This is a genomic window from Aminobacter sp. J41, assembly GCF_000526635.1.
In the GTDB taxonomy this organism is placed as follows: Bacteria; Pseudomonadota; Alphaproteobacteria; order Rhizobiales; family Rhizobiaceae; genus Aerobium.
Genome location: NZ_JAGL01000012.1, coordinates 25040 through 39675, shown reverse-complemented (window position 1 = coordinate 39675; position 14636 = coordinate 25040). Strand labels below are relative to the sequence as shown.

At 65.5% G+C, this 14636-nt stretch carries 15 protein-coding genes; 8 read left to right on the top strand and 7 right to left on the bottom strand.

Going from position 1 to position 14636, the window contains the following annotated elements; all coding sequences use genetic code 11:
- Positions 1–130: 130 nt before the first annotated feature.
- Together L630_RS0110355 and L630_RS0110350 are read right to left on the bottom strand one after the other, a co-directional pair.
- The gene (locus L630_RS0110355; protein ID WP_024848185.1) at positions 131–1540 is read right to left on the bottom strand and encodes an FAD-binding oxidoreductase; all 1410 of its coding nucleotides are present in this window, start codon (positions 1538–1540) and stop codon (positions 131–133) included.
- Positions 1540–2523, bottom strand: coding sequence for an L-threonylcarbamoyladenylate synthase (locus L630_RS0110350; RefSeq protein ID WP_024848184.1), 984 nt, complete (start codon positions 2521–2523; stop codon positions 1540–1542). Before L630_RS0110350 ends, L630_RS0110355 begins: the two co-directional genes overlap by 1 nt.
- Positions 2524–2644: 121 nt before the next feature.
- On the opposite strand from L630_RS0110350, the gene L630_RS0110345 reads away from it, so the two are divergent.
- Positions 2645–3064 (top strand): hypothetical protein, encoded by a 420-nt coding sequence (locus tag L630_RS0110345; RefSeq protein ID WP_024848183.1) that lies wholly within the window; start codon positions 2645–2647, stop codon positions 3062–3064.
- A gap of 74 nt (positions 3065–3138) precedes the next feature.
- On the top strand, positions 3139–3552 hold the full coding sequence (locus L630_RS0110340; RefSeq protein WP_024848182.1) for a hypothetical protein: 414 nt from the start codon (positions 3139–3141) through the stop codon (positions 3550–3552).
- Between the two features lie 397 nt (positions 3553–3949).
- Here L630_RS0110340 and glyS read toward each other — a convergent pair whose 3' ends face one another.
- The 4 genes from glyS to L630_RS0110320 form a co-directional block, all read right to left on the bottom strand.
- On the bottom strand, positions 3950–6070 hold the full coding sequence (gene glyS / locus L630_RS0110335; protein WP_024848181.1) for a glycine--tRNA ligase subunit beta: 2121 nt from the start codon (positions 6068–6070) through the stop codon (positions 3950–3952).
- A gap of 1 nt (position 6071) precedes the next feature.
- A complete protein-coding gene (locus tag L630_RS0110330; RefSeq protein WP_034329930.1) occupies positions 6072–7001 on the bottom strand; it encodes a glycine--tRNA ligase subunit alpha in 930 nt (309 codons plus the stop codon).
- Positions 7002–7104: 103 nt separating this feature from the next.
- A complete protein-coding gene (locus tag L630_RS0110325; RefSeq protein ID WP_024848179.1) occupies positions 7105–9090 on the bottom strand; it encodes a tetratricopeptide repeat protein in 1986 nt (661 codons plus the stop codon).
- Positions 9091–9217: 127 nt separating this feature from the next.
- Positions 9218–10234 (bottom strand): polyprenyl synthetase family protein, encoded by a 1017-nt coding sequence (locus tag L630_RS0110320; RefSeq protein WP_024848178.1) that lies wholly within the window; start codon positions 10232–10234, stop codon positions 9218–9220.
- Between the two features lie 155 nt (positions 10235–10389).
- On the opposite strand from L630_RS0110320, the gene L630_RS0110315 reads away from it, so the two are divergent.
- The 6 genes from L630_RS0110315 to moaB all read left to right on the top strand — a co-directional run bounded on the left by L630_RS0110315 (position 10390) and on the right by moaB (position 14093).
- A complete protein-coding gene (locus L630_RS0110315; RefSeq protein WP_024848177.1) occupies positions 10390–10614 on the top strand; it encodes a DUF2007 domain-containing protein in 225 nt (74 codons plus the stop codon).
- Complete coding sequence (locus L630_RS0110310; RefSeq protein ID WP_024848176.1) at positions 10611–11414, top strand: methyltransferase; 804 nt, start codon at positions 10611–10613, stop codon at positions 11412–11414. Before L630_RS0110315 ends, L630_RS0110310 begins: the two co-directional genes overlap by 4 nt.
- Before the next feature lie 111 nt (positions 11415–11525).
- Positions 11526–12383, top strand: coding sequence for a S49 family peptidase (locus tag L630_RS0110305; RefSeq protein ID WP_024848175.1), 858 nt, complete (start codon positions 11526–11528; stop codon positions 12381–12383).
- A gap of 76 nt (positions 12384–12459) precedes the next feature.
- On the top strand, positions 12460–12645 hold the full coding sequence (locus tag L630_RS0110300) for a hypothetical protein (RefSeq protein WP_024848174.1): 186 nt from the start codon (positions 12460–12462) through the stop codon (positions 12643–12645).
- A gap of 12 nt (positions 12646–12657) precedes the next feature.
- Positions 12658–13524 (top strand): 4-(cytidine 5'-diphospho)-2-C-methyl-D-erythritol kinase, encoded by an 867-nt coding sequence (locus tag L630_RS0110295; RefSeq protein ID WP_034329927.1) that lies wholly within the window; start codon positions 12658–12660, stop codon positions 13522–13524.
- Between the two features lie 11 nt (positions 13525–13535).
- Positions 13536–14093 (top strand): molybdenum cofactor biosynthesis protein B, encoded by a 558-nt coding sequence (moaB, locus tag L630_RS0110290; RefSeq protein ID WP_024848172.1) that lies wholly within the window; start codon positions 13536–13538, stop codon positions 14091–14093.
- Here moaB and L630_RS0110285 read toward each other — a convergent pair.
- Positions 14090–14590: a glycosyltransferase gene (locus tag L630_RS0110285; protein WP_024848171.1), complete on the bottom strand. Its 501-nt coding sequence runs from the start codon at positions 14588–14590 to the stop codon at positions 14090–14092. The two genes, moaB and L630_RS0110285, sit on opposite strands and share 4 nt — an antisense overlap.
- Positions 14591–14636: the final 46 nt, after the last annotated feature.

Below are 14636 nucleotides of genomic sequence, written 5' to 3'. Positions count from 1 at the left end.
GTAGGTGCGAGACTAGGGGGCGCCCTGTGTCAGACGGCTTAAAAAGCAGGGTTAAGGTTTTGTGGCTTCGTCCGATGGTTATCGCTTTGCAACCCGGTGTAAGACCTTCGAAACCTCAGTAAATACCCGATTAAATCACCTTGTTCGGGTTCATGATCCCCGCAGGATCAAAGGATTTCTTGATCCGGCGCATCAGGTCGGTCGCGACCGGCGGCGCGGTTGCGATCAGCTCATCGCGCTTCATGCGGCCGATGCCGTGCTCGGCGGAGATCGATCCGTTGTAGGCGCGCACGACGTCGTGCACCGCGTCGTTAATAACGCGGTAGCGCGCGAGGAAGTCGGCAGGCCTGATGCCGACCGGCTGCGAGATGTTGTAGTGCAGGTTGCCGTCGCCCATGTGGCCGAAGCAGACGAGCCGCGCATTCGGCTCCAGGCGCGTCACCGCCGCCCAGGCCTCTTCGATGAAGCTCGGGATCCTTGCCACCGGCACCGACACGTCGTGCTTGATCGAGGCGCCTTCCGGCTTCTGCGCCTCCGACATGTTTTCGCGAAGGTTCCACAGTGCGTTTGCCTGCGTCAGGCTCTCCGCTAGCACGCCATCGGCGATCAGACCGGCCTCAAATCCCTCGGCCAGAATTTCTTCGATCAGCGTGCGCGCATCCTCGACCGAGCGGCCGGACGAGACTTCCATCAGCACATACCAGGGATGCGGAGAGGAAAGCGGATGCGTCGCGCCCGGAACGTGCCTCAGCACGAAGTCGAGCGAGGCGTGGATCATCAGCTCAAAACCGGTAAGGCTCTGCCCTGCCCTGTCTGTCGCCATTCCGAACAATTTCAGCGCATCGGCGGGGCTCGCAACGCCGAGCCAGGCGACCTCGCGGCCGCGCGGTTTCGGAAACAGTTTCATCACCGCGGCGGTGATGATGCCGAGCGTTCCTTCCGCGCCGACGAACAGATCCTTGAGGTCGTAACCGGTATTGTCCTTCTTGAGCTTGCGCAGGTCGTCGAACACCTCGCCCGTGGGCAGCACCACCTCCACGCCAAGGCAAAGGTCGCGCGTATTGCCATAGGCGAGCACGCCGGTGCCGCCAGCATTGGAAGAAAGGTTGCCGCCGATCTGCGCGGTGCCCTGCGAGGCAAGCGACAGCGGAAACAGCTTTCCGGCTTCCTCGGCTGCGTCGCGCACGCGCTGCAGCGTCACGCCCGCCTCGACGGTGATGGTGTTCGACTCAAGGTCGATCTCGCGGATCCTGTCGAAGCGGGACATGGAAAGAACCACTTCCGTACCGGTCTGGTCCGGCATCTGTGCACCGACAAGGCCGGTATTGCCACCCTGCGGCACGATCGGGGTTCCGGTTTCGGTTGCCAGCTTCAGGATGGCGCTGACCTCTTCGACCGTTCCAGGCCGCAGCACCAGCGGCGTCTTACCGCCCCAGAGGCCGCGCCGCTCGGTGACGAAAGGCGCGATGTCCGCCTCGTCACGCAGCGCGTATTTCTCGCCGACGATGGCGACGAAACGCTCGATCAGGCTGGCATCCATTACTGCTGACTCCCTGAGTCGGTCTGACTGCCCCTCGGCGCGGCGGCGCGGCGCAGCCGGTCGTTGATCGCCTCGCCAAGCCCGTCCTCGGGCAGCGGCTCGACCGCGATGACGGCCGCGCCCGAACGGTCGAGCGCCTGGAGATGGCTGTAGAGATTGGCCGCTGCCTCGCCCAGCGAGCCCTGTTCGGAAAGGTTGAGCGTCGCGATCGCCTTGTCGGCGCCGTCAATGCGGTCCGGACCGAAGGCAAGCAGCGCCTCGCCCTCGCGCAGCTCGGTCGCGTTGAGGCGCACGCCGGCATCCGGCGCATAGTGTGAAAACATCATGCCCGGCGCCTCAATGCCTTTGGTACCGCCACGCAGCACCAGCAGACCGGTCACGGCTGCCAGCTCATCCGCCGTCACGCCGCCGGGACGCAGGATGCGCACGCCCTCTTCCGTCACCTTGGCGATAGTCGATTCCACGCCGACGTCGGTCGCGCCGCCGTCGATGATGAGCTGGATTTTTCCGCCGAGATCGGCGTTCACCGCCTCGGCGGTCGTGCCGCTGATCTTGCCGGACGAGTTGGCAGAAGGTGCTGCGAGCGGCCGGCCCAGCGCGCGGATGAATTCGGCCGCCACGCCGCGCGGCATGCGCAGCGCCACCGTTTCGAGCCCGGCCGAAACCAGCGGGTGGATGCCGTGGCCATTCTTCAGCGGCAGGACGAGCGTCAGCGGCCCCGGCCAGAATTTTTCGGCGAGCTTCAGCGAGACGTCGTCGAACACGGCGATGCGCTCCGCCATCTCCATGTCGGCGACGTGGACGATCAGCGGGTTGAAGCGCGGGCGGCCCTTCACCTCGAAGATGCGGGCGACGGCCTCGCCGTTGGTCGCATCCGCGGCAAGGCCGTAGACGGTTTCGGTCGGGATCGCGACCGGTTCACCGGCTCGCAGGATTTCCAGCGCGGGCTGCAGTGCCCGTTCAGGCGAAAGGATTTCGGCCAATTCACGCTCCGTGGGGTCGGCATTGCCTATCGCGCGCGCTCCTTTGCTGCAAGTGCCGCGATGTCACCGATTTGTTAATCCGCGCCCTGTACCATTTCCGCGAGGAATTGGGGGGCTTGTCATGTTTCGTGTCGTCAGTGCCATCATGCCTGCGCTCATCCTGAGCGCCGGAACCGCCGCAGCTTCTTCCATCATCAGCCTGCCCGCCGCCGATCAGGCCGCTACGCCATCGATCGTCATGCGCGGCTCGGCCTCGCCTGAGCCGATCGATGCGGCCGTCGCATCGCCGGCCGAGGCTGATACCGAGATCATCCCGATCACGCCATCGGTCGCCGCCGCAGATGCCGACGCCATTCCGGCAAGCGCAGAGGATGTCAGCGCGATCCCTGAAGCCGAGCCGAAAGAGGAAAGCCCGGCGTGGCTGAGCTCCGAGGGTCCGCTCGGCATTCGCGACGGGGAGATCCGGGAGCCGGATGCCGTTGCGCCGGAAACGCCGGCGGGCGAGGAAACGGCTGACCTCAACCTCGCGGCACGTCAGTAGCAATCACATCCGCTGCTTGACGCTCCAGCCTTTCGCCGCCACCATCCTCTGAACGGGCAGGAAAGGCTGCGCCCATGGCGATCGATTTCTTGCTGAAGTTCATCCACATCTTCGGCCTGATGCTCGGGGCTGCCTCCGGCATCGGCCAGATGATCGTCGTCCGGCAGGTCCGCCGCACGCCGACGCCGGAGCTCGCGCGGCTGCGGCCGATGTTCGGCCGGGTGGGCCTCACCGGCATCATCCTTCTGTGGCTGAGCGGCCTTGGCCTGTGGGCCCACCGCTATGACATGAGCCACCTCGGCCCGCTGTTCGACCTGAAGATGCTGGTCGCCCTTGTCCTGCTCATCATCATCCTGGTCGTGACCGTCACCCTGCGCCGCTCGCTCAAGGCCGGCACGCCGCCACCGGCGTGGCTGCCAAAGCTCGGCATGTCGACGCCGGTGCTGACCATATTGGCGGTTGGGTTGGCTGTTTGGATATTTAATTAGCTCAGGCAGCAGACCTCGGCCGCCCCACCTTCGATCGGTGTTCAGGCATGGATCCTCGGCTCAAGGCCGAGGATGACGACCTGGCCGGTGGCGCTGCGGATGCGGGCGAGGAGCGACAAGCACCCCCACCCTTACCCTCCCCACAAGGGGGAGGGAGACATGGGCGTCAGCACTCCACCTGAAACGACGAGCCTGGCAGAAGCATTCGCGGCAGGAGCATCTGTGGCAGGAGCGTTCGCTCCCGCCGTCGCATGCCTCGCGCGGGATGTGTCGGTACGACGGAGCCCTCCGAAAATCGAGTGCCCAAAGCTCCCCTCCCCCTTGTGGGGAGGGGTTAGGGGTGGGGGTACACCGACGCTGCCGCCAGCTCGTTCGCCAGCAGCAGGCCCCCTCTGCCTTATCCGGCGATCTTCGAGAAGTCCGCGACCTGGCCGGTGGCGTTGCGGATGCGGGCGAGAAGCGCCAAGCGGTTGGCGCGGACGACCGGGTTCTCGTCGTTGACCAGCACCGCCTCGAAGAAGGTGTCCACCGGCGCGCGCAGCACCGACAGCGCCTGCATGGCACCGGCGAAATCCTGCAGCGCGACGGCCTTGGCGGCCTCGCTCTCGGCATGGTTGATCGCGGTGAACAGCGCGCGCTCCGCGTCGTTGCGGAACGCCACCGGATCGACGTCCGAGTTGACGACGGTGCCCTTCTTCTCCTCGGCGGCCAGGATGTTCGCGGCGCGCTTGGTGCCGGCGAGCAGATTCTTGCCGTCCTCGGAGTCGAGGAAGATGCCGAGTGCGGCGACGCGGCTGACGATCAGCAGCAGGTCGTCGGCTTCCGGCGAGATCACCGCGTCGATCAGGTCATGCCGCGCGCCCTTGTCGCGCAGATAGACCTTCAGGCGGTCGTGGAAGAACGACAGCAGGTCAGCGTCGCCATTGGTGACGCTGAGCAGCGGCAGCCTCACGCCATTCTCGATGATGATGCGGATGACGCCCAGAGCCGCACGACGAAGCGCGTACGGGTCCTTGGAACCCGTCGGCTTCTCGTCGATCGCCCAGAAGCCCGTCAGCGTGTCGAGCTTGTCGGCGAGCGCAACGGTGATCGAGACCGGATCGGTCGGCACGACGTCGGACGGGCCCTGCGGGCGGTAGTGCTCTTCGAGCGCGGCGGCGACGGACGGATGCTCGCCCTGCAGCAGCGCATATTTGCGGCCCATCGCGCCCTGAAGCTCGGGGAACTCGCCGACGACCTCGGTCTGCAGGTCGGCCTTGGCGAGCACGGCGGCGCGGCGCACCAACGCCTTGTCGGCACCGGTAACTTCCGCGAGCTCTTCAGCCAGCTTCGCGATGCGCGCGACGCGCTCGCCCTGCGTGCCGAGCTTGGCGTGGAAGGTCACGTTCAGCTTGTCGAGGCGCGCCATGCGCTGGTCGAGCGGCTTCTTGAGGTCAAGGCCGAACTTCGCGGCTGGCTCGGCCAGCTGGTTGAGGTCCGGCAGGCCGGCCTGATCGGTGTTCCAGAAGTGGACCGCATCGGACAGACGCGCGCGCACCACCTTGCCATTGCCGTAGGCGATTTCCTTGCCGCCGTCCTTGGCCAGAATGTTCGAGATCAGGATGAAACGGTTGGACAGGCCCTCGCTCGCGCCCTGCGGGCGGGTAACAAAGCACTTCTGGTTGGCGCGGATGGTGAGGCGGATGACCTCTGCCGGGATCTCAAGGAAGGCTTCCTCGAACTCGCCCATCAAGACGACCGGCCACTCGACGAGGCCCGAGACTTCCTCGAGCAGGCCCTCGTCCTCGACCAGCTCAAGGCCTGCCGCGAAGGCGAGGTTCTTGGCGTCATCAAGGATGATGCGCTTGCGGCGCTCGGCGTCGAGCACGACCTTGGCGGCTTCCAGTTTGCTGACATAGTCGTCGAAGCGGCGGACCGTGATCGCGTCCGGCGCGTGGAAGCGGTGGCCGTAGGTGACGTTGCCCGAGCGGATGCCATCGACTTCGAAGTCGACCACCACCGGCTCGGAATTTTCCGGGCCGAAGGTGCAGACGATCGACTGCAGCGGACGCACCCAGCGCAGGCTGCCGGGCTTTGCGGACGCAGCGCCCCAGCGCATCGACTTCGGCCACGGGAAGTTGCGGATCACGCTCGGGACCAGCTCGGCGATGATCTCTTCGGCCGCGCGACCCGGCTTGACGATGTGGGCAACGTAGAAGTCGCCCTTCTTCGGGTCGGAATGGACATGCGCCTCGGAGAGGGACGACAGGCCCGCCTTGCGCAGGAAGCCCTGAATGGCCTGTTCCGGCGCGGAGGTCGACGGACCCTTGATCTCGTCGTGCACGTCCTTGGAACGCGCGGTGAGGCCACGGATGTCGAGGGTCAGGCGGCGCGGCGTCCAGTACTCGGTGGCGGCCTCGTAGGTGAGGCCGGCGTTCACGAGACCGTCGGTGACCAGTTTCTTCAGGTCGGCGGCAGCCTTGCGCTGCATGCGTGCCGGGATTTCCTCAGAGCGAAGTTCAAGCAGAAGATCAGGCATCTTACGCAGCCTCTGTGGTCGGTTCGAAGCCGCCGGCCTCGGTCTCAAGGAATGCTTCGCCACAGGCCTTGGCGAGATTGCGCACGCGCAGGATGTAGCTCTGGCGCTCGGTGACGGAGATCACGCCGCGCGCATCGAGCAGGTTGAAGGCGTGCGAGGCCTTGATGCACTGGTCGTAGGCGGGAAACACCATCTGGTGCGGCTTGCCACCCGGACGCTCGGCGCCGGCGGCGAGCAGCGCCTTGCACTCGTTCTCGGCATCGATGAAGTGCCGGAACAGCGTCTCGGTGTTGGCGTGCTCGAAATTGTGACGCGAATATTCCTGCTCGGCCTGCAGGAAGACATCGCCGTAGGTGACCTTCTCGGCGCCTTCGCGGCCGTTGAAGTTGAGGTCGTAGACGTTGTCGACGCCCTGAACATACATGGCAAGGCGCTCGAGGCCGTAGGTCAGTTCGCCCGCAACCGGCGCGCACTCGATGCCGCAGACCTGCTGGAAGTAAGTGAACTGCGACACTTCCATGCCGTCGCACCAGCATTCCCAGCCGAGACCCCAGGCGCCCAGCGTCGGGCTTTCCCAGTCGTCCTCGACGAAGCGGATGTCGTGCATCAGCGGGTCGATGCCGATCGCCTTCAGGGAGCCGAGATAGAGCTCCTGCAGGTTCGACGGGTTCGGCTTCAGGATGACCTGGTACTGGTAGTAGTGCTGCAGGCGGTTCGGGTTCTCGCCGTAGCGGCCGTCCTTCGGGCGGCGGGACGGCTGCACGTAGGCAGCGTTCCAGGGCTTGGGGCCGAGCGCACGCAGGGTCGTCGCCGGGTGGAACGTACCCGCGCCGACCTCCATGTCGTAGGGCTGGAGAACCACGCAGCCGTAGTCGGCCCAGTAGTTGTGCAGCGTCAGGATCAGCCCCTGAAAGGAGCGGCTGGGGTGCATGTGGTCGGGCAATTGGGCGTTCACTGAACTTCCTCGCGGCCGTGAGCGGGACGGTGGCCCGTCCTAGAGCGGCTGCAAGGTAGCGTCAAGAAGCGCCCTGCGGTCAGCGTGTCGCGTCCGGCAGCGTCAACCGTTGTCCCGGGAAGATGTGGTTCGGGTTGCCGTTGAGCTGCGGGTTGAGCTCGATGATCTCGCGGAAGCGCTCGCCATTGCCGAGACGCTGCACCGCGATGTCCCAGAGGCTCTGGCCCGGCTGCACCGTATGGAAAGCCTCAGCAGGAGCCTTCGGTTGCTGCGCAGCGGGTGCAGCAGCCTCGGCCAGTTGCTTGACCTCGCCGCCCGGACCTTCGGCAACCATCACGTTCTGGTCGGACGTTTCATTCGAAATCTGCAGGCCCTCGCGCAGCTTGCGCTCGGCGTCGGCCTTGACCTTCTCGTCCGGCTCCATCGTCAGCGCATGACGCCACTGGAAGGTCGCCTCGCGCTTGCGGCCCACCTGCCAGTAGGCGTCGCCGAGGTGATCGTTGAGCACCGGGTCGTTGGGCATCAGGCCGACAGCGCGCTCGAGTTCGCGCACGGCATCCTCGTAGCGGCCAAGGCGGTAATAGGCCCAGCCGAGCGAATCGACGATGTAGCCGTCGCTCGGGCGCAGGTCGACCGCGCGCTGGATCAGCTTCAGCCCTTCCGCGAGGTTCATGTTCATGTCGACCCAAGAATAGCCGAGGTAGTTCAGCACCTGCGGCTGGTCCGGGTAGAGTTCGAGCGCCTTCTTGAAATTGGGCTCCGCCTTGTCCCACTCCTTCAGCCGCTCATAGGCGATGCCGCGCTGGTAGAAGATGTTCCAGTCGGCGCGGGTGGGCTTTTCGATGCGCTCGACCGCCTGGTCATAGAGGCCGGCTGCTTCGCGGTACTTTTCCTGCCGCGCATAGACACCGCCGAGTGCGAGATAGGCGCGCAGCTCATCGGGATTGCGGACGAGTGACTGCTTCAGATGCTTCTCGGCTTCCTCGAAGCGTTCGAGATCGGCAAGGTTGAGGCCGAGCTGCAGCTCGGCGATCGCCTTCATCGGCGACCTGGCCGGGATCTTCTTATAGTGCGCGATCGCCGTCTCGGCGTCGCTCTGCTGCTCGGCGATGCCGGCAAGCTGGATCTGGATCGCGTCGCTGTCGGGGCGCAGCGCCGCCGCATATTGCAGGTAGAGCCGCACGAAGGATTCGCCGCCGCTGCGGTTGAGCGCGGTGGCAAGGTTCAGCAGCACCTCGGCGGCACCCGAACGAACGTCGGGAACCATCATCTCAGGCTTCTCGCCCGCTTCGATCTTGGCGCGCAGCGCGTCGATGGTGACCCGGCCCGGCGCAAAGCCATCGGCGACGGCAAGTGCGGCCAACGCAGCTTCCTTGTCGCCCTGGCGGGCCAAGAACCCTGCCTGCGCCTCGATGGCACGGAGATACGCTTCAGGTGCGGCGCTGCCAGCTTCGGCATCCGCCACGACCTGCTGGAAGGTGTTGCGGGCAGTTTCGACATCACCCGCCTGCTCGGCGATGAGTGCGCGGTGATAGCCGACGAAGAGGTCGTACCAGTCGGGACCGGCCATGCCCTTGACGTGGGCAAGCGCCTCCTGGCCATTGCCAGCACCAAGCTTTGCCCAGCCGGTGATGAGCCCGGTGATCAGGCGGTCGAGGTCGGAGGCGAGCGAAAGCTTCAGCCAGTTCTCGACCTCACCGAACTTGTCCTTGCGGATGGCGTCGATGGCCAGCGCAAGGCGCGAGAATCGCTCGACCTCGGGCGTTTCCTTCAGCATCTGCGCAAAGCGCAGCGCCTCGTTGAAATTGCCCTGCGAGATGTAGCCGAGCAGCAGGCTCTGCTGGATCGTCTGGTCGTCGGGATCGAAGGCGTGCGCGCGTTTGTAGTAGGCGATCGCGGCGTCGAGGTCGTTGTCGCTCTCGGCAATGCGGGCGGCGAGATACGCGCCGGTGAGCGTGTTGACCTTGACCGTCTCGTCCTGGGCCGCCCACGCAGGCAGCGCGCCCAGCGTGAGGCTCACGGCCATGCCAGCCGCTGCGATCAGGCTTCCAGTCTTGAGCCGCATTGCATTCCTTCCCGATAGCTTGTGCGATCAGAGCGCCGCCGAAGCACCCACTGACAGGCAAGCATGTCCTTTTTGCGGACGAGGTTCAATCCGCGTCCGTTCACGATCAGGCTAGGAGCTGCGGCTGTCAATTGACGCGGCTGATGCAGAAGTCGATGACGTCGAGCAGCGCCTTCTTCTGCGGCGTGTCCTTCAGCGGGGCGAGCGCGTCGCGGGCGATACCGCCGAAGTGGCGGGCCCGGCCGATCGTGTCGGCGATGGAGTTGTGCTTCTTCATCAGCTTGAGCGCCTTCTCAAGCTGCTCGTCGTCGGTCTGCGCGTTCTCGATCGCGCTCTTCCAGAACTCGCGCTCCTCGGCCGAGCCGCGGCGGAACGACAGGATCACCGGCAGCGTCACCTTGCCTTCGCGGAAGTCGTCGCCAACATTCTTGCCGAGGCTCGAGCTGTCGCCCGCATAGTCGAGTGCGTCATCGATGAGCTGGAAGGCAAGGCCGAGATTGGTGCCATAGGAGCGCAGCGCCGCGCGGTCGGACTTGGTGGCATTGGCCACGACCGGGCCGACCTCAGCCGCAGCCGAGAACAGCGCGGCGGTCTTGGCCTTGATGACGGCGAGATATTCGTCCTCGGTGGTCTCGAGGTTCTTGGCGACGCTGAGCTGCAGCACCTCGCCCTCGGCGATGACCGAGGCAGCGGTCGAGAGGATGTCGAGGGCATCGAGCGAGCCGACATCGACCATCATGCGGAAGGCCTGGCCGAGCAGGAAATCGCCGACCAGCACGCTCGCCTGGTTGCCCCAGATCATGCGGGCGGTGCGCTTGCCGCGGCGCATGTCGCTTTCGTCGACGACGTCGTCGTGCAGCAGGGTCGCCGTGTGCATGAACTCGACGCTGGTCGCGAGCTTGACGTGGCCGTCGCCCTCGTAGCCGAACATCTGCGCGGCAGCGAGCGTCAGCATCGGCCGCAGGCGCTTGCCGCCTGACGAGATCAGGTGGTTGGCCACCTCGGGGATCATGGTGACGTCCGAGCCAGCCTTGGACAGGATCAACTCATTGACGCGGCCCATGTCTTCCTTGGTCAGCGCAATCAGCCCCTCGATCGAGGCGCTCGCGCGCTTGCCGTCATCAATGTTCACTACTACGCCCACCACTCGGGTCTCCCGTACAAACGGCCGTCGCTGCCGCCATTTAGTCGCGGGACTCTAGGGAGGCAAGCATTTTGCGGCAAGGGGCGAATTGGCGCGGGGTAAGCGGCGGCCAATTTCCGTTTACATTGACTGCGCCACCTGAGAGGGTCATCGTCATGATCGAGCTGATGCGAACCAACGACCCGGTGATGCTCTCCTTCGTCGAGGCATTGCTGCGTGATTCTGGCCTCTCCTATTTCGTCGCCGACCAGAATATGAGCGTGATCGAAGGCTCGCTTGGCATCCTGCCGCGTCGCGTGATGGTCAGCGAGGATGATCTCGAAGAGGCACGCCTTCTGCTGAAGGACGCCGGAATTGAAGAAGAGCTGAAAGGCGAATGAACGGACTGCCTGCCACGCAAGATGAGCCGGCCGCGCGAAGCGGCCGGACGATCGACGCGTTCCATCGCGGCGACTTCTACCTGATCCAGCCGCGGCGCGGCCATCGGGCAGGCACGGATGCGATGATGCTGGCTGCGGCGGTTCCCTCCGGCTTTTCCGGCCGGCTGGTCGACCTTGGTGCAGGTGCAGGTGCGGCCGGCCTCGCCGTTGCCTCGCGTTGTCCGAATGCCAGGGTCGTGCTGGTCGAGCGCGAGGAAGAGCTGGCCGGTTGCGCCCGCGAAACTATCGCCCATCCCGACAATGACCACATCGCCGGCCGCGCTGAAGTCGTCGTCACCGACGTCACCCTCACCGGCCAAGCGCGGATCGCGGCCGGACTCGACGATTCCAGTTTTGACTTCGCGATCATGAACCCGCCCTTCAACGAGCGGGCGGACCGGCCCTCCCCCGACGAGCTGCGCCGCGGCGCGCATGTCATGGTCGATGGCCTGTTCGAAAGCTGGCTGCGCACCGCCGCCGCCATCGTCAAGCCGCGCGGCGGGCTCGCGCTGATTGCGCGCCCGCGCTCGCTCACCGAAATTCTCGACGCGATGGACGGCCGCTTCGGCGCGGCGCAGATCGTGCCGATCCTGCCGCGGGCAACGGAGCCTGCGATCCGCATCGTGATTCGTGCCGTGCGCGCCTCGCGTGCGCCCCTGTCGCTGATGCCGCCGCTGGTGATTCACGACGCAACCGGCGACCACTTCAGCACCCGCGCCGACGACGTCAACAACGGCCGGGCATCGCTGTTCGACGACTGAACCGTCCTTCCCCCACATCTCGGTATTCTACTTCAGCCTGAATCGCGCGCGGGATATTGCGCGGCGACGTGAACAACCTACATGCGAAGCGACATACTGGAGACCCGCCACTTGAAACGACTGTTCAGCCGCTTCCTCCCCGCCTCCATGCGCAAGGGCGAAACCACCATCCCGGTGATCCGCCTGCAGGGCCCAATCATGCCCGGCGGCAACCAGTTCCGGCCCACTCTCTCACTGGCAACGACTGCGGGGCTGATCGAGAAGGCGTTTGCCATCAAGGACGCTCCGGCGGTGGCGATCTCGCTCAACTCGCCAGGCGGCTCGCCGGTGCAGTCGCGGCTGATCTTCAAGCGCATCCGCGACCTCGCCGAGGAGAAGAACAAGCGCGTGCTGGTATTCGTCGAGGACGTCGCGGCCTCCGGCGGCTACATGATCGCGCTGGCCGGTGACGAGATCATCGCCGATCCCTCCTCCATCGTCGGCTCAATTGGCGTCGTCTCCGCAGGCTTCGGCTTCCAGGAACTCTTGAAGAAGATCGGCGTCGAGCGCCGCGTCCACACGGCTGGTCAGAACAAGGCGATCCTCGACCCGTTCCAGCCGGAAAAGCCAGAGGACGTCGAGCGGCTGAAGCAGCTGCAGCTCGAAATCCACGAGACCTTCATCGACATGGTGAAGGAACGGCGCGGCGCAAAGCTCGCCGACCACCCGGACCTTTTCACCGGCATGTTCTGGACGGCGAAGAAGGGCCTCGAGCTCGGCCTGATCGACGGGCTCGGCGACATGCGCTCCTTCATCAAGCAGCGCTACGGCGACAAGGCGAAGCTGCAACTGATTTCTCCGGCGCGCAGCCTGTTTGGCCGCAAGCTTGGCGTATTTGGCAGCGAGGCTCCCGAAATCGCCGCCGCAGCGGCACATGGACTGGCTGACGCAGCCGAGGAACGTGCGATGTGGTCCCGCTACGGGCTTTGAAGGCCCGCAGGAAACACGCTACACTTCCGGTCGCAGACAACGGCAACGACAACCGATCGCAGGAAGGACACGGACAATGCCCCAGCTCGTATTCTTTGCCGTCGTCGGCATCGTGGCTTATGTCGGCTACCGCGCATTCGTGCGCGAGGCCGAGCGTGTCACTGCCCGCGCTCGCCGCGCCGAGGCCGAAATGCGCACCGGCTCGCACGGAACGCTGGTGAAGGACCCAGTCACCGGCGACTATCATCTGAGCAAGGACTGACGCATTCCCATCATGGCCGACGCGATTGCCGAACACGCCCCGGCCAAGGTCAACCTTGCGCTGCACATCACCGGCCAGCGCGCCGACGGGTACCACCTTCTCGACTCGCTCGTCGTGTTCACCGAGGCGGGTGACCGCATCACGGTGGAACCAGCTGATACCGACACCTTCACCATCAGTGCGCCATTCGGCGCAGGGCTGGACACCGGCCCAGACAACCTCGTCATCCGGGCGCGCGACCGCATGCGAGAGCTGACGGCCATCGCCGTCCCCCCTACCCCCGTCGCGATCCATCTCGAAAAGAACCTGCCGGTCGCCTCCGGCATCGGCGGCGGATCGAGCGATGCCGCAGCGACACTGCGGGCGCTGTGCCGCTTGTGGGGGATTTTGCCCGATTCGGAAGATCTCGACGCGATTGGGCTGAAGCTCGGCGCCGACGTGCCGATGTGCGTCAGAGCGCATACGCTGGTGGCTCGTGGCATCGGCGAGGAGATCGAGCCGGCACGCCTCCCCTCGCTGGCCATGGTGCTGGTCAACCCCGGCGTAGCGATTTCCACCCCCGCTGCTTTTCGCGCGCTTCAGCGCAAGGACAACCCGCCACTTCCGCCCGTGCCCGATGACGCCAGTTTTGAGGAAATCGTAGAATGGCTGGCGGGCTGGACCCGCAACGATCTCGAACCACCAGCCCGCAGCCTTGCTCCGGAAGTCGGCGAAACGCTTGATGCGCTGCGCGATGCAGGCGCGGCGCTCGCCCGCATGTCGGGCTCCGGCGCGACTTGCTTCGGCCTGTTCCCGAGCCAGGCGGAGGCGGAAGCAGCAGCCGCAAGGCTCGCGGCCGCTCATCCTGCATGGTACGTCAGGGCAACGCGCACGATCTAGGAGGCCAGGCCGTGGCACGCATCGACGAGAGCCGTCCGTTCATCCCCGTCGGCATTGCCGTCCTCACCGTCTCCGATACCCGCTCACTGGAGGAAGACAAGTCGGGTGCCACGCTTGCCGCCCGGATCGAGGAAGCCGGTCACAAGCTAGTTGCGCGCGACATCGTCACCGACGACATCGAGGCGATCCGCGAAAAGGTCGTCGCCTGGTCTAAGGACTCCGCCATCGACGTCGTCATCACCACCGGCGGCACTGGCTTCACCGGCCGCGACGTAACGCCGGAAGCGCTGGAGCCGATCTTCGAGAAGACAATGGATGGCTTTTCCGCCATCTTCCACCGCGTCTCCTACGAGAAGATCGGCACCTCGACGATTCAGTCGCGCGCGACCGGCGGCGTGCTCAACGCCACCTTCGTCTTCGTGCTGCCGGGGTCGCCCGGCGCCTGCCGCGATGCCTGGGACCACATCCTTTCGGCCCAGCTCGACTACCGGCACATGCCCTGCAATTTCGTGGAGATCATGCCGCGGCTCGATGAGCACCTGAAGCGCGGCGGCGGCAAGAGCGCCTAGACCACGGCCGGAACGATTTCGGCCGCGAGGATCCTCGAACGCGCCGCGCGCGCAATTGCCTGCGCCGATACATCGCCCGCCATTGCCAGCACGTCGCGGCGGGCAATTACCAGCCCTTCTTCCAGAGGCCGCCGGCGCTTGAGCAGCCGATCCAGCAATCCGCGTCGCGCATGACGCGAGCGGGTGAAACGCCCGGCGCCGCGCCCCGCCTCGACATGGGCTATCGCTGCCTCGATCCAGCCGTCCACCAACTTGGCGCCCGGCTCGACCAGAAGCAGCCATTCGCTCTTGGCGCGGCGGGCACCCGCCGCCACATCCGCACCTTCCAGGAAGCTGCAGCCGACATGCTCGGCAACCAGCTTCGTCTGGTCCGTCGATCCCCGATCGCAGACGATCACCTCGCGCACGACTCCCTCAACCGCAGCCGGCACCAGTGAGGTGAGCGTGCGCGCCAGAGCTTCCTCGTCGTTGTGCGTTTCGATCAACACGGACAGCATAGCTGCCCCAATACGCCAAACGCAGCGTCCGCACCAGACGGCGCGA